General features: G+C 54.2%; 22 protein-coding genes and 1 pseudogene. 14 read left to right on the forward strand and 9 right to left on the reverse strand.

What is annotated here, in order from left to right; translation table 11 throughout:
• Positions 1-2 precede the first annotated feature (2 nt).
• From Q0W94_RS01800 to hemH, 3 genes are all read right to left on the reverse strand, one after another.
• Positions 3-182 carry a hypothetical protein gene (locus tag Q0W94_RS01800; RefSeq protein ID WP_297760296.1) on the reverse strand — a complete coding sequence of 60 codons (180 nt, stop codon included), beginning with the start codon at positions 180-182 and terminating at the stop codon, positions 3-5.
• Positions 182-460, reverse strand: coding sequence for a hypothetical protein (locus tag Q0W94_RS01805; protein ID WP_297760299.1), 279 nt, complete (start codon positions 458-460; stop codon positions 182-184). Before Q0W94_RS01805 ends, Q0W94_RS01800 begins: the two co-directional genes overlap by 1 nt.
• 79 nt (positions 461-539) lie before the next feature.
• Entirely contained in the window at positions 540-1,706 is a 1,167-nt protein-coding gene (gene hemH, locus Q0W94_RS01810) for a ferrochelatase (protein WP_297760302.1), read from the reverse strand.
• A gap of 120 nt (positions 1,707-1,826) precedes the next feature.
• On the opposite strand from hemH, the gene Q0W94_RS01815 reads away from it, so the two are divergent.
• The 3 genes from Q0W94_RS01815 (at position 1,827) to Q0W94_RS01825 (ending at position 3,976) form a co-directional block, all read left to right on the forward strand.
• Entirely contained in the window at positions 1,827-3,419 is a 1,593-nt protein-coding gene (locus Q0W94_RS01815) for an Hsp70 family protein (protein ID WP_297760305.1), read from the forward strand.
• Between the two features lie 24 nt (positions 3,420-3,443).
• Entirely contained in the window at positions 3,444-3,707 is a 264-nt protein-coding gene (locus Q0W94_RS01820; protein ID WP_297760308.1) for a DUF3146 family protein, read from the forward strand.
• Positions 3,708-3,772: 65 nt separating this feature from the next.
• Entirely contained in the window at positions 3,773-3,976 is a 204-nt protein-coding gene (locus tag Q0W94_RS01825; protein ID WP_297760311.1) for a hypothetical protein, read from the forward strand.
• Here Q0W94_RS01825 and Q0W94_RS01830 read toward each other — a convergent pair.
• The 3 genes from Q0W94_RS01830 to Q0W94_RS01840 are packed head-to-tail and all read right to left on the reverse strand — an operon-like array spanning position 3,954 to position 8,387.
• Positions 3,954-5,102, reverse strand: coding sequence for a tyrosine-type recombinase/integrase (locus tag Q0W94_RS01830; protein ID WP_297760314.1), 1,149 nt, complete (start codon positions 5,100-5,102; stop codon positions 3,954-3,956). The two genes, Q0W94_RS01825 and Q0W94_RS01830, sit on opposite strands and share 23 nt — an antisense overlap.
• Complete coding sequence (locus Q0W94_RS01835) at positions 5,077-7,383, reverse strand: heavy metal translocating P-type ATPase (RefSeq protein WP_297760317.1); 2,307 nt, start codon at positions 7,381-7,383, stop codon at positions 5,077-5,079. Before Q0W94_RS01835 ends, Q0W94_RS01830 begins: the two co-directional genes overlap by 26 nt.
• 23 nt (positions 7,384-7,406) lie before the next feature.
• A complete protein-coding gene (locus tag Q0W94_RS01840) occupies positions 7,407-8,387 on the reverse strand; it encodes a bestrophin family protein (protein ID WP_297760320.1) in 981 nt (326 codons plus the stop codon).
• Between the two features lie 186 nt (positions 8,388-8,573).
• On the opposite strand from Q0W94_RS01840, the gene Q0W94_RS01845 reads away from it, so the two are divergent.
• The 11 genes from Q0W94_RS01845 to Q0W94_RS01895 all read left to right on the forward strand — a co-directional run bounded on the left by Q0W94_RS01845 (position 8,574) and on the right by Q0W94_RS01895 (position 22,149).
• Positions 8,574-8,783: a chlorophyll a/b-binding protein gene (locus tag Q0W94_RS01845; protein ID WP_126987406.1), complete on the forward strand. Its 210-nt coding sequence runs from the start codon at positions 8,574-8,576 to the stop codon at positions 8,781-8,783.
• 1,334 nt (positions 8,784-10,117) lie between these two features.
• On the forward strand, positions 10,118-10,957 hold the full coding sequence (gene recO, locus Q0W94_RS01850; protein ID WP_297760324.1) for a DNA repair protein RecO: 840 nt from the start codon (positions 10,118-10,120) through the stop codon (positions 10,955-10,957).
• Positions 10,954-12,255, forward strand: a complete 1,302-nt coding sequence (locus tag Q0W94_RS01855; RefSeq protein ID WP_297760327.1) for an MFS transporter — start codon at positions 10,954-10,956, stop codon at positions 12,253-12,255. Before recO ends, Q0W94_RS01855 begins: the two co-directional genes overlap by 4 nt.
• Positions 12,256-12,346: 91 nt before the next feature.
• On the forward strand, positions 12,347-13,738 hold the full coding sequence (locus Q0W94_RS01860; protein WP_297760330.1) for a PP2C family protein-serine/threonine phosphatase: 1,392 nt from the start codon (positions 12,347-12,349) through the stop codon (positions 13,736-13,738).
• A gap of 75 nt (positions 13,739-13,813) precedes the next feature.
• Complete coding sequence (locus Q0W94_RS01865; protein ID WP_297760333.1) at positions 13,814-14,203, forward strand: hypothetical protein; 390 nt, start codon at positions 13,814-13,816, stop codon at positions 14,201-14,203.
• Between the two features lie 78 nt (positions 14,204-14,281).
• Positions 14,282-16,906, forward strand: coding sequence for a DNA mismatch repair protein MutS (gene mutS / locus Q0W94_RS01870; protein ID WP_297760336.1), 2,625 nt, complete (start codon positions 14,282-14,284; stop codon positions 16,904-16,906).
• Between the two features lie 49 nt (positions 16,907-16,955).
• Complete coding sequence (locus tag Q0W94_RS01875; RefSeq protein ID WP_297760339.1) at positions 16,956-18,182, forward strand: MFS transporter; 1,227 nt, start codon at positions 16,956-16,958, stop codon at positions 18,180-18,182.
• A 68-nt stretch (positions 18,183-18,250) separates the two neighbouring features.
• A complete protein-coding gene (locus Q0W94_RS01880; RefSeq protein ID WP_297762330.1) occupies positions 18,251-20,050 on the forward strand; it encodes an AarF/ABC1/UbiB kinase family protein in 1,800 nt (599 codons plus the stop codon).
• 23 nt (positions 20,051-20,073) lie between these two features.
• Positions 20,074-20,796 carry a Stp1/IreP family PP2C-type Ser/Thr phosphatase gene (locus tag Q0W94_RS01885; protein ID WP_297760342.1) on the forward strand — a complete coding sequence of 241 codons (723 nt, stop codon included), beginning with the start codon at positions 20,074-20,076 and terminating at the stop codon, positions 20,794-20,796.
• A gap of 5 nt (positions 20,797-20,801) precedes the next feature.
• Positions 20,802-20,981, forward strand: coding sequence for a hypothetical protein (locus Q0W94_RS01890; protein WP_297760345.1), 180 nt, complete (start codon positions 20,802-20,804; stop codon positions 20,979-20,981).
• A 34-nt stretch (positions 20,982-21,015) separates the two neighbouring features.
• Complete coding sequence (locus Q0W94_RS01895) at positions 21,016-22,149, forward strand: cob(I)yrinic acid a,c-diamide adenosyltransferase (RefSeq protein ID WP_297760348.1); 1,134 nt, start codon at positions 21,016-21,018, stop codon at positions 22,147-22,149.
• A gap of 5 nt (positions 22,150-22,154) precedes the next feature.
• On the opposite strand, the gene Q0W94_RS01900 is transcribed toward Q0W94_RS01895, so the two are convergent.
• The 3 genes and pseudogenes from Q0W94_RS01900 to Q0W94_RS01915 form a co-directional block, all read right to left on the reverse strand.
• A complete protein-coding gene (locus tag Q0W94_RS01900; protein ID WP_297760350.1) occupies positions 22,155-22,478 on the reverse strand; it encodes a helix-turn-helix transcriptional regulator in 324 nt (107 codons plus the stop codon).
• Positions 22,478-23,099 (reverse strand): annotated as a pseudogene (locus tag Q0W94_RS12325) (S41 family peptidase). The gene Q0W94_RS01900 and the pseudogene Q0W94_RS12325 overlap by 1 nt, the downstream one beginning before the upstream one ends.
• On the reverse strand, positions 23,071-23,178 hold the full coding sequence (locus Q0W94_RS01915; protein ID WP_297760361.1) for a PDZ domain-containing protein: 108 nt from the start codon (positions 23,176-23,178) through the stop codon (positions 23,071-23,073). Before Q0W94_RS01915 ends, Q0W94_RS12325 begins: the two are co-directional and overlap by 29 nt.
• Between the last annotated feature and the right edge of the window lie 72 nt (positions 23,179-23,250).

Raw genomic sequence — 23,250 nt, forward strand, 5'->3', positions numbered from 1 at the left:
ACTCACGTTTCATCTTGCTCCACCAGGGGCAGGCGATCGCCCCGTAGCATCTCTGGGCTAGCTGCACTTAGGAATAGCCCCAGGCGCCAAAGACCCCGACCCAGACACAACAGAGCCAAAAAAGGAGCCGTACTCAAGCTCAACAACAGGGTGCCTGGTGAAACGTTAGACATCGTCGTCATTAATCACTCTCTGGCGTCTCCTCCTCAGGAGGCATACTATTTAGGAGCAAGTCTCGCGATTTTTTCAGTTGCTTCCAGAGTGCCTTGATTTGATTGTAGGCCTCATCGCTAGTGATTTTGCCCCCCGTTTCCAAGGCACAAATATAGCTTACCCGTTGGGCAAATTCCTGCAAATTGGCATTAAAGGCCAAATTTTGGAGCGTAAATGGGCCGCGGTAGGAACTGATGGGGAATAGGAACTTTTGTTTGTCAAATTCTGGCTTGGGCGATTCAGACACAACTATAGCCCTTTTCAATGGTACTAGCTCTAGGGTATCGAAAATTTTAAGATTCCCCCTCTCAGGCAGGCGACAGTTGTCACAATAGCCCCAGCATATGTAAGGGGCCTTGACCACTGATGAGTTCAATCATCAAGGCCAGAAAACCCAACATGGCCAAGCGACCATTCCAGCGTTCGGCGGCGGAGGTCATGCCCCATTCCCAGCGCTCCTGGGGATAAAGCTTCACCCGCTTGCGGGACTTATTCACCTCAGCAAAGGTACGCGGTGGTGCTGCTAGGGCATCCTTAACCAGTTGGGCAAGGGCGCTAATAAAACCATTGTGATCGTTGAGGGCAGGCACTCGCCGAAACACTTCAATGCCGGCTTCTTCAGCAATCTCGCGGTACTCGATGTCAATTTCTTGGAGAGTTTCAATGTGCTCCGAAACGAAACTAATGGGCACCACCACCAGGGTTTTCACCCCTTGGGCTGCCAATTCAAGAATGACATCTTCGGTGTAGGGTTGCAGCCACTCGACCGGCCCCACCCGACTTTGGTAGGCCAGCACATGGGCATTGGGGCGATTGAGGGCAGCCATGATCAGCCTGACGCAGGCTTCGATTTCCTCTTGGTAGGGATCACCGGCTTCGGTGACATAGCTTTTGGGAACGCCGTGGGCACTAAAGAAAATTACCGCCTCCTCGGGGTTGGGACACCGATCCAGTTCTTGGCGAATCAAGTCCGCCATGGCGACCACATAACCGGGGTGGTTGTACCAGGAGGGGATCAGGGTATAGCGAATTTTTTGCAATTCAGGGTCTTGATTCCATAGGCTCTCTAGAAGGCGAAAACTGGAACCACTTGTGCTAATGGAAAACTGAGGATAAAGGGGCAAAATCACCAGATCGCGAATTTGATCCGCTTTGATTTGGGCGATCGCCTCCTCCGTAAAGGGGTGCCAGTAGCGCATCCCAATGTACAAGTTCGCCTCAATGCCAAGACGTCCTAGGGCCTCTTTCAGGGCACGGGCCTGCTGTTCGGTAATGCGCCGCAGGGGGGAGCCGCCACCAATTTGGGCATAGTTTGCCTGAGAGCGGCGGGCGCGACTGGTGGAAATAAACCAAGCAAGGGGCTTTTGGAGCCAACGAAAGGGGAGGCGAATGATTTCGGGATCGGAGAACAGGTTGTACAAAAAGGGGCGCACATCCTCGGGGCGATCGGGCCCCCCTAAATTGAGAAGTAGTACACCTGTTTGGCTCGCCATTCCCAAAATCACCTAAATCTTTTCGCGATCGCTTTCTTATTGTGACATACTCTCAGGATCTGAGGGGGAAAAAATCTCGCTAAGGTAAGGATTAAAGAAGGCTGTTGATGTGTTCAAACGGTGACCTACGCAATTGATTTTGGAACCAGTAATACGTTGGTGGCGCGGTGGAATAATGCCGCTCAAGCTGCCGAAGCGGTAACGCTCCCCGGACGCTCGGTGGGCTTTGGTGAGGTGCCTGCCCTGATTCCCAGCTTGGTCTATGTGGAGGATGCCAGTGTGCCTCTGGTGGTGGTGGGGCAGCAGGTGCGCGATCGCGGGCTTGATGTGGTGGGCGATCGCCGATTTTTCTCGCGATTTAAGCGCGGTATTGGCACCGCGGTACAGGGCTATTTACCAGAGTTAGAGGGCTGTTCTTTGAGCTTTGAAACCATTGGCACGTGGTTTTTGCAAGCCCTGTTGCAAGAACTAAAACACACTAGCGGCGGCGATCTCGAGCAGGGGCTGATTTTCACGGTGCCCGTAGATAGTTTTGAGACCTATCGCAGTTGGCTACTGCAGGCCTGCGCAGGATTTGAGATTGCCCAAATTCGCCTCTTGGATGAACCCACGGCGGCGGCTTTGGGCTATGGGGTGGCCGATCGCCCGCTGATTTTGGTGATTGATTTTGGCGGGGGTACCCTCGATCTCTCCCTTGTGGAACTCAAGACCAATCAACGTCAAAGCCATCCCTTGGGATTTATTCTCAAGTGGGGCGATCGCCAGTGGGCCGCTAGCGACAACCAACGTCCCCACACCGCACGGGTGATTGCTAAGGCAGGATTGAATTTGGGGGGCACGGATATTGACCACTGGATTCTGGATGAGTGGGTGAAGCGCGGCTTGCCCGCCAATAGTCTGCTGCTGCGCCTTGCTGAACGCATAAAAATTCAACTCTCGCAGCAGCCCTATGCCCAAGAGGTGTACTTTGACAGCGAAACATTCACCACCGTTGAACTGCGCCTTGAACGGCCTGAATTGGAGGAGATTCTCCGCCAACAGCAGTTTTTCCAACGCCTCGATCATGCCCTCACTCAAGTGCTACAACAGGCCCGCCGCCAAGGCATTACTCCCGACATAATCGATGCAGTTCTCCTAGTGGGGGGAACCACCCAAATGCCAGCGGTGCAAAAATGGGTTGCCGAATATTTTGAGGCTGCAAAGATCAATTCCCAGCATCCCTTTACAGCCGTGGCCATGGGTGCTTTGGCGCTGACCCAAGGGCTAGAGCTCAAGGATTTCCTCTACCACAGCTACGGTATTCGCTTCTGGGATGCCAAGCTCAACCGCCATGGCTGGCACCCAATTATTCAGCGGGGACAACCCTATCCCATGGCTGAACCCGTGGAAGTGATTTTAGGTGCCTCGACCGAGGGCCAGCCCAGTATTGAACTGGTGATTGGTGAACTGGGGGATGAACAAGGGGGCGTGGAGATCTTTTTTGATGGCGATCGCCTGATTACCCGTAGTGTGGGTGAGCGGACAGTGCAGCCCCTCAACGACAGCCCCCAGGGCAAAACCCTCGCAAAACTGGATCCCCCTGGGTATCCGGGGAGCGATCGCATTCGTGTCCTCTTTCAAGTGGATGGCGATCGCCAGCTGCGGGTCACCGTTGATGACTTGCTCACCCAAGAGCGTCTCATCAATAATCAAATCGTCACCCAATTGCGTTAACCGAATTGATTACAAATTGATATTGTGCCTAGCTCTCCCCTACCCCAAACCACTGCCTATGTCCGCATCATTGCCCAAAGTTGGCAAGAGGGTCACATTCGTGGCCACGTCTGCGCTAGCGAGTACCAGTGGGAATTTTGTTGGCAATTTAAGGCGAAAAAACTGCAAATCTCCCCAGTCCTTGGACGTGCCCTGATCAAAGAACCCTTGGGGCGCTTTCTGGAAGCCCAAGATTACCAATTGGAGCCGGGGGGCGATTATGAATTTGTTGTCCGTGCCAAATTTTAGGTGCGCTCCTCTGTGCCTAAGCTACAATCAATGAGAAGACCTGTGCTGATATTGCCAGATAGCCTATGTTCTTGAGCGAATTAGCGCCCCTTGTTCAAGAGTTGAGCCAAAAACCCGTTGCCTTTATGGGGGGCTTTGTCTCTGGATTGTTGGGGTTGAGCCTCGATCAAAAGCCGGTGAGTGACTGGCTCAAGCAGTACGGCGACTATCAGCCCCCCAGTGCACCCCCGCCACCCCCCAGTGACTTCAAGAGTATCCGCATTGAGTAAGGACACGAGTCACTACCTGCCGTTGATCCCGTAAGGTCAGCCAGCGGTGATAGGTTTGGGTATGAATCGTCACACTGTGTCCCATCATCCGTGCGGCAACGGTATCGGGTAAGCCATAGTGAATTGTGCGCACCGCCCAAGCATGGCGCAAGTCATAGGGACGAAAGGGCAGGCCGTAGCGGCGGAACTGTTGATTTACCCGTTGGCCAATGCGTTGCAGGGTGGTTTTGGTTAAATCGGTATTGATCCTTGGCAACTGGGGCGATCGCAATCCAAAGGCCTCAACCCACTGGGGAGGAAAGGGCCACACTGGACGGCAGCCAGTTTTTGTGGTTTCCTGCACCTCGATCATTCCTTCCGAGTCTCCCATGACGAGACCACTCAAATCGCAGAAAAACACTTCATGATTGCGCAGGCCATAGGTGGCCATCAAGCCATAGACATACCGCCACTGGGGATTGGGAATCTGTTGATAGGCGGCTAGAATCTCCTCATCACTGGGTAACTGCCGTGGTTGGAGCGATCGCCGTGAATAGGTGCCCCAAAACTGAGCAAAGGGAATCGGTAACGCCACCCCTAGGAACCGACAAAACCCTTGAAAGGCGCTACAGGCCACCTGTCGTTGTCGCTGATCAGCAGGGATTTGTTGCAACAGGCCATAGATCAATTCTGCTAACGAATAGTCGGGATGGGCAGCCGCGGCTTTGAGCAACTGTCGCAGATAGGGGACATAGGCGGTTTCCCATGTCGTACGACTGAGATTCCCCTGAGCTAGCCATGCAGTTTCAAAGGCGGCAATTTGCTTGCCCAAGGATAACTCCCCAAGACGCCCTAGCCCCTTGACCCGTTCATAGTCCTGCCAGCGAAAGGTGTTTTCGAGTAACTTGGCGGCAATAATTTTGGCTTCCTTCTCTGCTGCTTTAAGACCGCTGGGGGTGGCGGGTAACCCTAGACTTAAACGCTGTTGGTGGGGGCGGAGCCGATGGCTGCCCGGTCGTGGCGGCAGGGTACCCCGTAGGCTGAGACGTTGGCCGCGTCGTTCAATTTGCAAACGCAACTGCGCCAGTTTGAGGCGTTGATTGACCTGCTGAAGTTGTTGGTCAAATGTCTGAGGGGAGGTGGCCATTGCTCAAGGACGGTGAACTCAACTTGCTGCCGAAATGATCAAAACTGCGGCGAGGGCGTTTTTTCCAAGGAATATCCAGAACCCCCGCTTGGGAGCGGCTCCGACTGGGCTTGCCCTCAATTTTGACGGGACGATAGTCCATGAGGATGCGCAGGCTATTCAGTTCGGCCAAGAGGGTTGCCCCATTGCTAATCAAAACCGCAATTACGGGGTGCAGGCTCAAAAAGACCCCCGCTAAAACGACACTGACATTGGGAATGACTACAAGGGCAATATTTTGATTGATAATGTTCATCACCTCTTGACTGAGGGCGATCGCCTGCACCAGTCCTTCAAGGCTATTCATCAAAACCAGATCTGCGGTTTGCCGCGCCGCATCACTGCCGTCAGCAAGGGTGATGGAAATATCAGCATAGGCCATTGCTGCCGTATCGTTGAAGCCTTCCCCCACGTAGGCCACTACTTTTTCGCCGCCATTTTTGAACTTCTCTAGGAGTGCGACTTTGTCCTCTGGCAGCCTATTCGTATAGATTTGACCGGGGCGAAAGCCAGTGGCATAGCCCACCGCATTGGCGACTTCGTGGTGATCTCCCGTTACCATATAGCACTCAATGTCCCGCTGTTGTAGAGCGGCAATCACCCCGGCGGCTTCAGAGCGTACGGGGTTGCTGTAGAACACCAGTGCCACCAGTTCACTGTTACAGGCAACACACACAAGGGAACGATTCCAGAGGACACCTTCATGGGTGCGTAGTTCATCGAGATCAATGGGCACTTGGCGATCGCGCATCAGTTGGGGTGTGCCCACCAAAATTTCCTGTCCCTCTACGGTGGCTGCAACGCCTTTGCCTGGCTCATAGACCCAGTCACTATAGGTGCCTCCCTCAATGCCGCGTTCAGCCGCATACTCAAGGATGGCAAGGGCAAAGGGGTGATTGATTGACTGTTCCACGGTGGCAAGCCAATAGAGCAGCGTTTGCTCACTCAGGCCGGGCTTGAGGAGATTGACCCCGACAATGGTTCCCTTCACCTCTGTCAACGTGCCAGTTTTATCAAAAACAATGACATTGACCCGCGCGAGGAGTTCAAGGGCGCGGCCATTGCGAAAATAAACCCCGACCTGGGGAGCATGGGTGAGGGCAGCCAAAATGGCAGTGGGAATCGTAATGCCAATACCTGAGCCAAAGTCCAATTGTAGGGGGGCGATCGCCCGATGGGCATCTAGGGTAGCACCATAAACAATGGCAGCAATGCCCATGGCAGGTAAGATTGCCTGGTTGGAGATTTCCTCAGCGTAGTTTTCAATGCGGGTATCCAGCTGGGGCGCTTGGCGAGCCAATTGCAGTGTTTTGCCCACCTGAGTCTCCTCACCGACGGCTTGGGCGACCACGCAAATTTGTCCGCGCACCACCAGGGAAGAAGCAAGCACCGTTTGCTCAGCTTCACAGGGCAGTAGATCCGACTCTCCTGTGAGAAACTGCCGCTGAATCACAGCCGACCCCCAGAGCACGGTACCATCCACAGGCACAGCAGAGCCGGCGGCTACAATCACGCGATCGCCCACCTGTAGCTCACGCACAGAGACATTTTGGCGAGCGCCGCCCCGCTCTACCCAATAGGTGCGCTGTTGATCGAAGGGGTCAAAAACTTGCTTTTCCCCCACTTGAGCGGTCATATCCCGCAGGGCCCCGCCCAGCTGATTCATAAAAGTGGCTAACACCGGTGCCATGTATTCCCCTTGCAGCGTATGCAAAATCGTCCACAGGGATTCCAGTTGGGTGACATTGAGATGGCGGTGTTTGAGGCTCTCTAGGGCTTCCTGGAAGGTGGGTAGTGCCACAACCACAATGACAGTGGCGACAATGGCAGGGTAAAAGGGCGTTTGTACCGGCAGCAGCGCCACGATCGCCAGCGCCAAGGTGGGTAGCGCCATTTTCTCGATAAAGTAGTTGGTGTTCCAGGGGGAGTACACCAACTTATCCATGGGCAGCAGCCCCGCCAGGGGCGGTAGAGACTCATCTGCTGCCGCTTGAATCAATTGGCCAAAGCGGTGAAGGGGATTATTCGCTTCAGGGTTGTACTGGATAATCAGGCTAGCGGCGGGCAAGTTGAGGCGAATCCGTTGCACACTCCCTTCTTGCACAAACAGAGCTTGCAGTTGCCGCCCATAGCGATCGTCATATTGCAGCCGGGGAATCCGTAACCGCACTCGCCCCGGTAAGTGGTGCACCACTTCGTAATACACCTTTGCTGGCGGAGGGGAAAGCACAGTTGCACTCATGGTCAATGACCCCTAGAAACTCATTAGGAAAAGGGCTGGGCCGAGGGATGGCGATGGGTCGGCGCCCTAATCAGGTCATTGATATTTTGCTGCATTGTTAGGCAAATGGCATCCAAGGGCAAATCATTGAGGTCACGGCCAAAGGGATTTTCAATTTCAATGCCAATTTCTTCGACGCCAAAGAGGGTAAACGCAATGAGTCCCACCATTGGACCCGTCCACCACACCAGGTTATCCACCAGTTGAAAGGGCAGCAGTAGGCAATAGAGAAATAGTAACTGCTTGAGGTGAATGGCGTAGGCAAGGGGCATCGGTGTTTTTAGAATGCGCTCACAGGCCCCCATCGCATCCACCAGTTGCACGAGCAGTTCATCCATGTAGGTGAGTTGATATAAGGACAGGTGCCCGCGGCGGTGTTGGTGGTGCAGATAGTCCTCGAGCCAAAGGGCAATGCGCAGGGGGACATTTTGTACGGTTTGCAGTTCTTTGTATTGGTGGGGCTTGAGCAGGGGTTCCAGTTCGGCAAAGGACTCCCCCCGCAGGTGTTGCTTGGTGGCGATCGCAAACACCCCCACTAAATGAACAGCATCAATTTTAGCTTGGCGATCCTCGGGACCATTTTCGTCAATGGCGGTCCACATCAAGCGGGTTAGGCTGCGGGAACTATTAACAATATTGCCCCACTGGCGGCGGCCTTCCCAGAAGCGCTCATAGGCAGTGTTGGTGCGAAAGACAAGGAGCAACCCCAGCACAATCGACGGAATAAGACTGCCCAGAACTGGCCAGTGGACATTGAGCACGTAGCGATCGATCGCCGTCACCAAGAGGCCAAAGACACTGCAAACGAGCACTTGCGAAAGAATGGCAGGAATGACGGAGCCCCGCAGGCGCAGAGCCAGATGTAACCACTGCGGCGGTTGCAACAAAAACTCCGCCACGCCCGACCGAGCCGGGGGCAATTGGCGTTTGGAGCGGTGAAAACCGAGGAAGGAGAAGCGGCTCATGAATACCAGCGGCAATTCCCACCCCCATCTTTAGCACACGGTTGTGCTGAAACGGTGTTTTTAAGGCAAAGAACCACTGAGGCGACTGCAAATCTTAAGAAAATCCGTGAGCCCTTGCCATTCCCTGGGGAAAGTGTTAACTTGTATTAAGAACATGAAACACTTTGTAACAAACGGAGTACCGAAATGAAAGGTGGTAGCATCATTGACGATCAGGGCAAAATGAACAACTTTGCCATCGAACCCAAAATGTACGTGATGAGTGAGCCGCAAGCTGGCTTTACTCCCTACGCAGAACTCTTCAATGGTCGGCTGGCCATGATTGGCTTTATTTCCCTGTTAGCCTTGGAAGTGATTACGGGTCACGGTCTGATTGGCTTTTTGAATAGCCTCTAGATCATCGCTGCGCTCTTAGGCATATCAGTTCTTCAACAGCCCTGGCACCGCTAGAGAAAACAAAAAATTCATGGAATGGATCAGCCTACCTTTTGGGGTGGGCTTTTCCCTTTGAGTCTTTAATGGAATGAATCAATCATAAATCATAAGGTCTGTGGACTGATCTAACAGTTTTATTTGCTTGGGCGGTGCGGCGGTCGGCATTGGCTATGGCAAAGTGCCTGTCGCTACGGGAGGCCTCTCAATTGGTCTAAGTGCGGCTTGGTTTTCCATTCGTGAGAATCAGCAAGCTCTACTGAGTCAGCAATTCCAAAGGCCGATCGCCCCAAGTGATGCAATAAATGCTTGTTACTCTAGAGTTTAGATCACTCCCAGGAAGAATCCCTAGAGCTAGAGAAAATTCTTGATCTATATCGCAATTTCTACAGTAGAGCGCATTCATAACTTGGCAGTGATTTCAGAGAGAAACATGTGCAAAATAACCTTGAAACGCTCTTGGGAAATACGTTTACCAACTCAGATATTAGGCTCAGATATTAGGCGGGAGTATCCTATTCCCCAGACCTACTCCCATGCAGAAGTGTTGAAAGATAGATTAAGGGGCTAGAAAAAAGGGAAGAAATATCGTATTTCTCTCTCAAAACAAGATAAAACAGTCAATTTACTATGGTATCCTTTGCAACTCTTGTCAAGTTTATTCTCAATCGGCTCAGCCAGTGTGACTACCCCCTCCTGAACTCTCAACTGTTCTTCAAACTCTGGTTGACCTAAACGCTCGAAAGAAGGTTAAAGTCTTGGCGTAACTCTTAATTGCCGTCTATGACTCTAACCTTCAAGGTGTCAAACATGGCTAATCACGTGATACAGCGGTTTCCCCTCTAGTGAGGTACAGTCGTGACTTAGGCAGTAGGGGTTCTAGCCTCCATCTTGCCCCTCAACCCAATTCGAACTGCTGCCTGCGGCCAGTGATGAGATGGAACCGTTATCTGGCGAAACCCCCGAAGCGGAAGCCCCTCGACCAAGCACGAAAGGCGGTAAGGTTCAAGCGCTCGGGCGATCGCACTGAGCAAAGCCATAGAGGAATTCCTCGGTCATAAAGATAAAGATGTCAAACAACAATGATCAACAGGTACATTACTTAACTGGGGAGGTTATGGGGTAAAGCGTTCATTGAATGAGTAAGGAAAATTGGCAAATAAACGCGATCGCCCTGTTGAATCTAGAAGTGACAGACAGAAAACCTTAAAATAATCTCACTCCTTGGCGCAGATCATCAGCGATTTACCCCTGGAGAATCTGCACCGCAGTGATGCCCAATTGTCTGGATACTTGGGATGGGTCGCACCTACCGCACTATTGGCATTAACCTCAAGGCCATGCCCCTGGGGGAAAGCGATCGCCTGCTCAGTGTCTTTAGTCGCGATCGCGGGCTGCTGAAGTTAGTTGCCCCCCATAGCCGCGGCGCCCGCTCGAGACTGGGGGGACGGGTGGATTTGTTTGTTGTCAATGACCTCTTTATTAGCGCCGGCCGCAGCCTAGACCGCATTCTCCAAGCAGAGACAGTAGCCACATACCAAGGCCTCAATAACCACTTGACCACGCTGACCGCTGCCCAATATCTCGGTGAGGTGGTGCTCTACCAAATCCATCCCCAGCAACCCCAGCCGGATCTCTTTAATTGGCTCTGTGCCACGTTGGATCAGCTTCAGGGGGCTTCGAGTCGCGCTGCCCTAGCGCTATTGGTGCGCGGCCTGTGTGGCATCCTGCGATTGGGGGGGATTGCCCCGGAATGGTACCAGTGCCACGAAAGTGGCTGCAAAATTGCCGTCCCTACAGCGGATACCGACTGGCGATTGGGTTTTAGTTTTGCCAGTGGCGGCGTTTTTACGATCAGGGCGGATCATCCAGTGGGGAATGGGTCTTTTGCCGGTGCGGGTGGCGATCGCCAACTGACAGCCAGTGAAGTCCGTCTGGGGCAATGGCTCGCGCTGCCCACCACGCAATTCTTAGCACGGGATGAGTTCCTCGCCCAAGCCGAGGCTTATCCCCTCAGTGTTTGGCTCTCCCTGGAGCGGGTGTTGCGCCAGTACCTGCAATTTCATCTGGAGCAAGCGTTGCGGGTGCCCCCTCTCCTTGATAGTTGTTTTTCACCTGTTGCGGTGTCCCAGCCATGACCATTGAGCAGCAAGACATTCCCTTGGATTTGCCCCTACCACCGGTGCCGCCCCTCTGGCAAAACCGCAATTTTATTGCTCTTTGGTTGGCACAGATCTGCTCGCAGTTGGCCGATAAAGTTTACCTTGTATTTGTCATTGCGCTGACGACGGAGTTTTTCCAAGCGGCAAACCAGAGCATCAGTGGCTGGGTGTCGGCAATCATGATTGCCTTTACAATCCCGGCCATTCTCCTGGGATCTGTGGCGGGAGTGCTGGTGGATCGCTGGTCAAAAAAACAGGTGCTCATTGTTACGAACCTATACCGTGCCCTCCTCGTTTTAGGGATTCCGATCACGATTCTCCTTGGCGCCGGGCAGCGGTTTGGCTTTATGGTGCTGTTGCTGATCACGTTTACAATTTCCTGCTTAACCCAGTTTTTTGCCCCCGCCGAACAGGCCGCCATTCCTCTGCTGGTGGATAAGTCCCATCTAATGTTCGCCAATTCCCTCTATACGCTGACAATGATGGCGGCTCTCGTTGTGGGGTTCGCTGCCGGTGAGCCACTTCTCAATCTCGCAAGCCACTGGCATGCCCGGTGGGGTGGGGCAGTGTTTGTTAGTGCCTGCTATGGTGGGGCAGCCCTTCTATTGATGCTGCTGCGGCCACCGGATCAGTGTCATCTGCCTCCGAGTCGCCCGCGGCAAGTGTGGCAAGAACTCCGCCAAGGTCTTCAGCTTTTGCAGGAATATCCAGCCCTGCGTTTTGCGCTACTGCAACTCATTTTGCTCTTTGCTATTGTGGCCGCCATGTCCGTTTTGGTGGTGCGCCTTGCGGAAATCTTACCTAGCCTCGATACGGCTCAATTCGGTTTTCTCTTGGCCGCAGCGGCCGGCGGACTCGGGCTAGGGGCACTGCTGTTGAATACCGTGGGTAAGCGCTTTGCCTATGGCTGGTCAAGTTTGCTAGGCTGTTGGGGGATGGGAGGCATGTTCCTGGGTCTGTCCCTAAGTCTAAATTCCTTGGCTTGGAGCATCGGCTACATCGTGGGGTTGGGCTTTTTTGCCGCCTTTGTGGCAATTCCCATGCAAACCCTCATCCAACTCATGACACCACCAGAACAGCGGGGGACGATTTTTGGCCTGCAAAATAACCTGGTGAATATTGCCCTCAGTGTGCCCTTGGGCGTGGCTGGTTTAGCGGAGACATGGTGGGGGCTGCAACCGGTACTCATCGGCTTGGGGGGGGCGATCGCCCTTGGTGGGACGCTGATGACCCTCAGCCATCGCAACGGCATGGTGAGCGGCAACCTGCTCTAAAAGTTCCATAAAAAATCTTCAATCTTTTCATCTTGACGTTTTTTGCGCTACGCTGTAGAGTCAATTGACGCTTTTGCTGGCGTAACTTACCATGTCACCTGCCTTCTCCTCCTCCTCTACGACCTCTTCTAGCCCTGTGATCGCCCTCAAGCAAATGGTGTCGCGGTTACAGCGGGAAAACAGCAAAATTCAGGAGCTATTGGCATCCCTGAGCTTTGCCCTGCGGAGTTTCAATAATCTGAATCAATTTTTTGAACTGATCCCGCTGATTACCTGTCGGGTAACGGAGGCGGAGGCAGCTGCATTGGTCCTATTTCGCGCCGATGGCCAAGCCCGTCTTGAACAGCTCCATTGTCACGCCAGCGATCAGTGCCCCAATATTCGTGCTGCCCTAGAAACCGCCACCCGTACCCTTGCCAATAGCGTTGGTATGGCTGCAATCGATGCCGGCAGCGATCGTCCTCGACTTGAGCAGCTTTTAGATCAGCAACTGCGGGAACGCCTCCCCCAAGGCATTCAATTCTACGCCACCGCCATTCTCGTCAAGGACTCCAGACTCACAGAGCGGGGACGGCTATACGTTTTTAGCCAACAACCGGACTATGGGTGGAATGAAACGCGACAGCAACTGTTGCAGGCGATTGCGGATCAAACGGCGGTGGCCATTGCCAATGATGAATTGGCCTTAAAGTTGCGCGATCGCCAGCGCTTGGATCGGGAACTGGAAATTGGTGCTGAAATTCAACGGCGACTTTTGCCCCACCGCTGTCCCAAAATTCACGGTCTAGAGCTAGCGGCCGAGTGTCGCACTGCCAGTTGGGTTGGGGGAGACTACTACGACTTTATTCCCATTACCTATGGCCTCAGCGATCAACAAGAGATTGAACAAGGCCGTTGGGGCATTGCCATTGGCGATGTCATGGGTAAAGGGGTACCCGCCGGACTGATCATGACCATGACCCGTGGCATGCTGCGGGCAGAAGCGCTGAATGGTCACCGTCCCAGCCGCATTTTGCAGCACCTCAACCGGGCGATGCAGCCGGATTTAGAGAGCTCCCACCGCTTTGTGACCCTCTTTTACTCCGAGTACAACCCGCAAACCCGGATTCTCGCCTACAGTAATGCTGCCCACCTGCCCCCCCTCCTCTGGCGGGCTGAAACCGGGATGATCCATCGGCTGGACACCTACGGTATGCTCATTGGCTTGGATCCCCGCAGTCAATACCAAGAAGCCGAAGTACGCCTCCAAGCGGGGGACACCGTGATTTACTACACCGATGGCATTACAGAAGCCGATAATCCCAAGGGCAAACGCTTTGAGGAAGAAGGGCTAGCAGCGGTTGTCAAGGAAGGCTGCGCCAAAGGTTTAGGGGCACAGGCCCTATTGGACTATATCTTTGATGCCGTTGATGCCTTTACCAATACCAAGGGCCGACGCAGCGACGATATGACGTTGGTGATTCTGCGGGTGATTGACCAGTAGGCCATACCGCAACCCTGGCTCTGGGGATTGTCAGTTGCCCCAGCCGCTCCTGTAACAGAGAGCCCTCCCAAGGTGATGACAATCAAATCAATAAAAGCGGTTAAGATAACCGCAGGTATCTACGAGGTGGCGATGCGCTACTTTGTTGAGGTCAGCTTCCGTTGTGATGATGCTGCCATTTGGGACACCCTAACCCGTTACCTCGGCTTTGTGGTTGCCGAAACCCTTGACCAGGCTATGGCACTGCATCATTTTTTTGAGATGCATCCACTGGTATCTGGCGTCGAAACCTTTGTCCAAGCCAGTGAAAGCCAACCCTATCTGCTGCTGACCACCTATCCAGAGCGCATCAGCAGGGCCAATGTCCAACGCAGTCGTTTTCAGGAGGCGCTGGCAATCCTTGGCGAACAGAGTTCTGGGCTGGCGGAATGGCTCTTTATGGAGACGACGGGGGATAAGTATTAAGCACTCTACTCCACGCTAGGGAAAACTATAAAATATAAGGTCCCCTTGGAGCACACCACAGGAAGTTGTGACGTTGCCATGTCCAACGATCGCCCGCTGATCCATTCTGAGACTGAATCCCCTGCCCTGCGCCTAGGACGTAACCCCGGTTTGCAGGTGCGCCACGATGAGGTGGAGCGATCGCTATTGACGCCAATGCTCCAGCACTATGCTGAACTCAAGGATGCCTATCCCCAGGCCCTGCTTCTCTATCGGGTGGGAGATTTCTACGAAACCTTTTTTCAGGATGCCTGCACGGTGGCCCGCGAACTGGAACTGGTGCTCACCGGCAAAGAGGGGGGCAAAGAAGTGGGACGGGTGGCCATGGCCGGCATTCCCCACCATGCCCTTGAACGCTATTGCCGCACCCTCATTGAAAAGGGCTACGCCATTGCCATCTGCGATCAAGTGGAAGACCCGGCCCAAGCCCAAGGATTGGTGAAGCGAGAAGTGACCCAAGTCTTTACACCGGGAACGGTTTTAGATACGGAGCTGCTTCAACCGCGCCGCAATAATTTTTTAGCGGCTGTTCTGCTTTCTGGCAACCATTGGGGGTTGGCCTATGCCGATGTCTCAACGGGGGAGTTTTGTACGACCCAAGGGAGCGATCGCGCCGATCTAGTGGCTGAACTCAACCGCTTGCAACCGGCAGAAATCCTCCTGCCCACTGAAGCGCCGGATATTAATCGCGTCTTGCGCCCCGGTGAAGGCAAGGAGCAATTGCCCCCAGGATTGCCGCCCCAGTGGTGCTACACGCTGCGATCGCCCCAGGATTTTCAGGCAGCGGAAGCGCGGCAACGCCTCTGTCAACGTTTTCAGGTGAAATCCCTGGAAGGCTTTGGCTGTGAGCATCTGCCCCTGGCCATGCGGGCAGCCGGTGGCCTCTTAGCCTATTTGGATGAAACCCACCGCCAACAACCGGTGCCCCTGCAAAACCTCAGCACCTATTCCCTGCAACAGTATCTTTTTCTGGATCCCCAGACTCGCCGCAATCTGGAACTCACCCAAACCGTTCGCGACGGCAGTTTTCAAGGCTCACTGCTGTGGGCGATCGATCGCACCGCAACCGCCATGGGGGGACGCCTGCTCCGCCGTTGGCTGCTGCAACCCCTCCTTGATATTGAGCAGATCACGGCTCGCCAGGAGGCCATTGCTGAGTTGATCGCCAATAGTAGCCTGCGCCAGAGTCTACATCGCCATCTTCAGGAAATTTATGACCTTGAACGCTTGGCTGGTCGGGCGGGATCAGGGACTGCCAACGCCCGGGATTTAGCAGCGCTGCGGGACTCCTTTCGCACCTTAGTCTCTTTGGCAGCGGTGGTTGCGGACACGACCTCTCCCTATCTGCAAGCCCTGGCTCAACTGCCACCGGTTATTGAGCAATTGGCGGACACCCTCAGTGCGGCCCTGGTAGATCACCCCCCCATTAGTCTCAGCGAAGGGGGGATTCTACGCCCCGGCGCCTATCCCGAACTGGATCAGCAGCGCCAGCAAATCGAGCAGGATCAACAGTGGATTCTCAATCTCGAAGCCCAAGAGCGACAGCGCACGGGCATTAGTACGTTGAAGGTGGGCTACACCAAAGTCTTTGGCTATTACCTCAGTGTCTCCCGCGCCAAGCTGAGCCAAGTGCCCGATGACTACATCCGCAAGCAAACCCTCACCAATGAGGAACGCTTTATTACGGCTGAGCTCAAGGAACGGGAAGCACGGCTATTGGCGGCGCAAAGCCATCTTTTTGAGCTGGAGTACCACTACTTTGTCCAGTTACGGGAGCAGGTGGCGGCTCAGGCCTCAACGATTCGCGAGATTGCAGCAGCAGTAGCAGCGGTGGATGCCCTTTTGGGGTTAGCCGAGGTGGCGGTGTATCAGGGCTATTGCCGACCGCAAATGACCCGCGATCGCCAGCTTTGCATTCGCGGTGGCCGTCACCCCGTTGTGGAGCAAACGTTACCGGCCGGCTTTTTTGTTCCCAATGATACCCAACTGGGAACAGAGGCAGATTTGATGGTGCTGACGGGTCCCAATGCCAGCGGCAAAAGTTGCTATCTCCGGCAGGTGGGTCTGATTCAACTGCTGGCGCAAATGGGTAGCTATGTGCCCGCTACTAGTGCCACCTTGGGCATCTGCGATCGCATTTTTACCCGCGTGGGTGCCGTTGATGATCTGGCCACCGGCCAATCCACCTTTATGGTGGAGATGAATGAAACCGCGAACATCCTCAACCATGCGGGCGATCGCTCCCTGGTACTCTTGGATGAAATTGGCCGCGGCACCGCCACCTTTGATGGCCTGGCGATCGCGTGGTCAGTGGCAGAATATCTGGCGACCACCCTCAAATCCCGCACTATTTTTGCCACCCACTACCACGAACTCAATCAACTGGCAACGCTGCTGCCCAATGTGGCCAACTATCAAGTTGTCGTCAAAGAACTCCCCAACGAGATTATTTTTCTACACCAAGTGAAGCCCGGTGGTGCCGATCGCTCCTACGGCATTGAAGCCGGACGCCTTGCCGGCTTGCCTCCGGTCGTGATTCAACGCGCCCGCGAAGTGATGTGCCAAATCGAGAAGCACAGCCGAATTACCGTCGGACTGCGCAAAAACCCAATGAGTGCCCCCCCCACCACCCCTGAGATCAATCAGGGAGAGCTGCCTTTTTAATTCCTTGGCTAGAATAGAGACTGTAACGTTTTGTTAACAAGGGGAATTTGTGGTTGTCTTGTTAAAGCTAGCCCCACCCCTACGGCAAACGCTGCTCCGGCTGATCTGGGCAGGTCTGTTGTTTTGGTCCAGCATTGCTGCAATGTTGCCCACCTTACCCCTCTACATCGCTGAGAAGGGGGGCACGCCCCATCAGGTGGGGTTTGTCATGGGTGCCTTTGCCGTGGGACTGCTGGGGTCTCGCTCTTGGTTAGGACCCCTAGCCGATCGCCGGGGACGCAAAATTACACTGCTCATTGGCCTCGCTGTGGCGGCAATCGCCCCCCTATTCTACATCCTTAGCCACAACCTACTGCTGCTGATAGCGGTGCGCCTGCTCCATGGCGTGAGCATTGCCGGCTTTACCACCGGTTACATGGCTCTGGTGACGGATATTGCCCCACCCCAACATCGCGGCGAAATCATTGGCTACACTAGCCTTGTCCATCCCATTGGGGTAGCCCTTGGGCCCAGTTTGGGCAGTTGGCTGCAAATGCACTACGGCCATGGTTGGGTCTTTATAATTGCCAGCACACTGGCCGCCTTTGGCTTCATGACGGCCGCAGGGGTGCGGGCGGTGAATAGGACCCAGCAGGCCGGAGAGCCTTGTCCAGAGAAAACCCTCTTTTGGCGGTTATTGCTTTCGGAACGGCTGCGGATTCCTAGCTTAGTGATGTTGAGTGTGGGCTTGACCTTTGGCACGATCGCCACCTTTATTCCCCTGTTTATTGCCACTGAGCAGCTCGACATTTCCGCAGGACTGTTTTACGCCGTGGCGGCGATCGCCAGCTTTATCGGTCGTGTCCTTACGGGTGCTGCCTCCGATCGCTGGGGACGGGGGATTTTCATCTCCGCTAGCCTTGCCGCCTACATCATCTCAATGGTGCTCCTCGCCCAAGCCCAAACCGCCATGGATATCCTCTGGGCAGCGATTCTTGAAGGTCTTGCCGGCGGTGTCCTGATTCCCATGGTGGCTGCCCTCATGGCCGATCGCTCTATCCCCCAGGAGCGCGGACGGGTTCTCAGCCTCAGTTTAGGCGGTTTTGATCTGGGAATGGCCCTAGCGGGTCCCCTGCTGGGGGGACTCGTTGAGCATTGGGGCTATCGCCTCATCTTTCGCATGGCGGCAGTCTTTAGCCTCCTGGGGTTAGCCTTCTTTTTAACCGCCAGTAGTAAAAGCCTGCCTGATTCCCTGCGCTTTGCCCTTGGCGTGGGGCGCGATCGCTATGCCCTGTAGCCTACTATTTTTTGGGATCGCCCCCTTCGATGGCACAAACAGCGCCAGCCCCCTTAAGAGAAGATGGCATGTCGCTGCTGTATCCCCTCCCCAAGCAAAGGGCGGTATCCTTAGGGATTCGTTACAATTTTTTGAGATTACCCACTAGGGAAAAACGCGTGTCCACACCCATTTCGGCCAGTTTGACCCCCACCGGCAAATCCTACCGTTGGAATCGCGAGCGTTACTCGAAAACGCGGCGCTTCTTTGATATTTGGTTTTTTGTCTGGCGATTTCTCTTTGGCCGCTGGCTCCTCAGCCAATCTTGGAGCTACTGGCGCGGTATGACCGATGCCAAACGGGCGGCGCGACGCCGTGCCCAAGCCATTTGGATTCGCGAAACCTTCCTTGACCTTGGCCCTACCTTCATCAAACTGGGGCAACTGTTTTCCACCCGCGCCGATCTCTTTCCCAGCGAATACGTCGAAGAACTCAGCAAGCTTCAAGACCGTGTCCCCGCCTTTAGTTACGAGCTAGTTGCAAAAATCATCTCCGAGGACTTTGGCCGCCCCATCCCTGAATTGTTTCGCAGTTTTGACCCCATCCCCATAGCCGCCGCTAGTCTTGGCCAGGTTCACAAAGCCCAACTGCTTTCTGGGGAAGAGGTGGTTGTCAAAGTTCAACGCCCCGGCCTACGGCAGCTCTTTGACATCGATCTTGCCATTCTCAAGGGCATTGCCCAGTATTTTCAGAACCATCCCAAATGGGGTCAAGGGCGCGACTGGATGGGCATCTACGATGAGTGTTGCCGCATTCTCTACGAAGAAATTGACTACCTCAACGAGGGGCGCAATGCTGACACGTTCCGCCGCAATTTTCGCGATCGCGAGTGGGCCTGTGTCCCCCGCGTCTATTGGCGCTACACCTCCCGGCGCGTCCTCACCCTTGAGTACCTACCGGGGATTAAAATCAGCCACTACGAAGCCCTCGAAGCAGCTGGCCTAGACCGCAAACGCCTGGCAGAACTGGGTGCAAAGGCCTACCTCTATCAAGTTCTCAACGATGGCTTTTTCCACGCTGACCCCCATCCGGGCAACATTGCCGTCAGCCCCAACGGCCAACTCATTTTCTACGACTTTGGCATGATGGGGCGCATTCAACCGACAACCCGCGATAAACTGCTGAAAACATTTTTAAGCATTGCCCAGCGGGATGCCGAACAGGTGGTACAGTGCCTTGTAGAGCTAGGGGCGTTGGTACCCACAGGGGATCTAGGGCCCGTGCGGCGCTCGATTCAGTATCTCCTCGACAATTTTATGAGCCAGTCTTGGGAAGTGCAATCGGTGGCTCAAATCAGCGATGACCTTTATGAAATTGCCTATGACCAACCCTTTCGGTTTCCTGCCACATTTACCTTTGTGATGCGCGCCTTTTCTACCCTCGAGGGCGTGGGCAAGGGACTGGATAAAGACTTTAACTTCATGCAAGTTGCCCAACCATTTGCGACCGAACTTATGACCAACGGAAACTTCCCTGATCCTGGTAATGGCAGCCTTTTCTCAGAACTGAGTCGACAAGCGGCTCAAGTGGGCAGCAGTGCCATTGGCTTGCCCCGTCGCCTTGAAGAAGTACTCGATAAACTTGAAAATGGTGACCTGCGCTTGCGCGTCCGTTCCAGTGAGAGCGATCGCATTCTGCGGCGCCTGAGTAACATTAACTTAGGGCTAAATTATGTCGTGCTCATTGGCAGTTTTTCCTTGGCGGCAACAATTTTATTCGTTAACCAGTATCTCTTCCTGGCAGGTGTGGCAGCCGCATTAGCGGTATGGTTTGGTATCCTCTACTGGCGGCTAATGATTAAACTCGATAAGTATGAAAAAATGTTTTAGCAAGAAACCCAGGACAGGGGGGCATGGACGTTGCTGGCTTAACTGACTGTGGTCTGATTCGCAAAAGCAATCAGGATGCTTTTTATATTGACGAAAAGCATCACCGCTTTTTTATTGTTGCCGATGGCATGGGGGGGCACGCCGGCGGCGAGGAAGCCAGTCGTTTAGCCGTCGATCACATTCGGCAGTATCTGGAGACCCACCTCGAAGACCTGCAGCACGACCCGGTGACCCTCCTCCGGCAAGCTTTTCTTGCAGCCAATCATGCCATTGTTGAGCAGCAACGCCAAAATACTGCCCGTGCTGATATGGGGACCACCGCTGTGGTGGTTCTCATTGATGCAGGTGGCCGTACGGCTTGGTGTGCCCATGTGGGCGACTCGCGCATCTACCGCTGGCGCAAAGATCAACTCCAGCAGATTACCAATGACCACACGTGGATTGCCCAAGCGGTACAACTGGGCAGCTTGACGGTTGAGCAGGCACGGCAGCATCCGTGGCGCCATGTGCTCTCTCAGTGCCTAGGCCGCGAAGATCTCACCCAAATTGATATTCAACCCATTGATCTAGAGGCGGGCGATCGCCTGCTGCTGTGCAGCGACGGTTTAACCGAAGAACTCAGTGATGAGGTCATCAGTATCTATCTCAGTGAGCCCAATATTGAAAAAGCAGCGACTGCCCTTGTGCAGGCAGCCAAAACCCATGGCGGGCGTGATAATGTCACCGTCGTTGTCATTGGTATTTAAGGCCTATGCAAACGGAATTTATCCGTCTCACCCTACCGCGACACAGCCTTTCCCAGCCCTTCCATGACGCCATCGAAGAGGCCCTACAAGCCCATGGTCAACCCCTGCGCTGGGCAATTACTGGCACCACCCCCACTGATTTAACAGTTGAAGCCGTTGTTCTCAAAACCCCACCCCGCCCTTGATACAATCCCCCTAGGTTCTTCTATTCATGCTCCTATGACCCATGCAGGTATTGGCATTCAAACCGCTCAGATTCGCCCCGGCCGGGTGAGCGGTCAACTCCACGTCTATGACGGCACCGGTAAAGGAAAATCTCAAGCGGCTCTTGGAGTCGTGCTGCGCTCCATTGGTCTGGGTATTGCCTCTGCATGGCCCACTCGGGTACTCCTGTTGCGCTTTCTCAAAGGACCCGGTCGTGCCTATGCCGAGGATGCCGCCATTGAAGCCTTGCAACGGGGGTTTCCTCACTTAATTGATCAAGTGCGGACAGGACGAGCGGAATACTTCACTGCTGAGCAAATTACCAAATTCGATCGCCAAGAGGCACAGCGGGGCTGGGATATTGCCAAGGGGGCGATCGCCTCTGGTCTCTATTCTGTCATTGTTTTAGATGAACTCAACCCTGTCTTAGATTTAGGCCTTTTGCCCGTTGATGAAGTCGTCAACACCCTCCGCCGCAAGCCCGAACACCTAGAGATTATCGCCACTGGCCGGGGTGCCCCTGCCCAACTCCTGCAAATTGCTGACCTTCATTCCGAGATGCGGCCCCTTGTGCATCCTACGGCTCAAGAACAGGGCATTGAGGGGATTGAAATCTATACGGGTGACGGCAAAGGCAAGTCCACCAGTGCCCTCGGTAAAGCCCTGCAGGCGATCGGCAAAGGAATTAGCCGCGACCAATCCCACCGTGTTCTGATTCTCCAGTGGCTCAAGGGGGGGCAAGGCTATACCGAAGATGCGGCGATCGCTGCCCTCAAGGAAAGCTATCCCCATTTAGTGGATCACCACCGCTGTGGTCGGGATGCCATTGTCTGGCGCGGTCAACAGCAGGAAATTGACTACATCGAAGCCGAACGCGGCTGGGAAATTGCCCGAGCCGCCATTGCCTCCGGGCTTTACAAGACAATCATTCTCGACGAACTCAACCCCACCGTTGACCTTGAACTTCTCCCCGTCGAACCCATTGTGCAAACGCTCCTGCGCAAGCCACGCACCACTGAAATTATCATTACCGGTCGCTGCAAATATCCCCCCGCCTATTTTGAACTCGCCAGCGTTCACTCGGAGATGATCTGCCACAAGCACTATGCCGAGAAGGGCGTTGATCTCAAGCGCGGCGTTGATTTCTAAGAGTTCTAAGAACAGATACGAGCCGGCACTATCTCCCCCACTGTAAACTGCTGCAAATAGGCGATGACAGCTGCAAGTTGGGGCCGATTTAAGCGGTAGTAAACCCACCGCCCCTGTTGGCGCGACAGCACGAGATTGGCTTGCCGCAGTGCCCGCAGATGAAACGAGAGCTTTGAGGGACTCAGGTGCAGACGATCGCACAGATCACAGACACACAGTTCCTCCCGATGAAGGATCGCAATCACTTTCAAGCGCAACGGCTCCCCAAGAGCATGGAAGGCCAACTGAATCTCAGCGGGATATTCCTGATAACTCTCTGAAGCAACCATCACGGCACCGCGCAGGGAACACCAAGGGGCTGGCGAAACTGCTCCTTTGTTTGAGCCGTATTCACAGGTTTAGGCGCTTGACTCCAATCAATGACTTGGTGCAATTGATCCAATTCTGCTTGGTACAGGCAATCGTCTGCTGTCGTCCCCAAAGGGGCATTGGTACTCACCTCTTGCGGCAGGATGCCCAGCACATTGGGCATCATCCCTGTGCGGTTAATATCCGTGCCATTGGGCGAGTAGTAATGGGCAATGGTCACTGACAACCCTGAACCCTCACTCAATTCATGAATGGATTGTACCAAGGCCTTACCGTAGGTGGGTGTACCCCACAATCCCACGACGATTATCCTCCGATGCGCCGGTGAGAATTTCACTACTGCTAGCGGAGCGGTGATCCACCAAAACCACTAGGGGCAAACCCGTCAATACCGATTGACTCGCCCGTACTTGCTCACCATTGCCACTGCGAGCAACCGTACGCACAATCAAACCTTGATTCAACCACCTGTGGGCAATATCAATTCCTGTCTGCAACAGCCCCCCAGATTTCCCCGCAAATCCAGAACAAACCCCGCCACCTTTGCCGGCTCTACGAGATGCGACGGGTAGAGTGACCATCAATAGCCAGCAGGCGATCGCCCGCCCTAATTCCCGTCTGAGTTGCCGGTGAATTTTCCAGTAGCTCCAAGATCGTCAACTGTTGTGCCTTCCCCTCTACCGTCAAGCGAATCCCAATCCTTGAAACTTGCGATGATCCCTTAAGCGTTTC

Source organism: Thermosynechococcus sp. (assembly GCF_025999095.1).
Taxonomy (GTDB): domain Bacteria; phylum Cyanobacteriota; class Cyanobacteriia; order Thermosynechococcales; family Thermosynechococcaceae; genus Thermosynechococcus.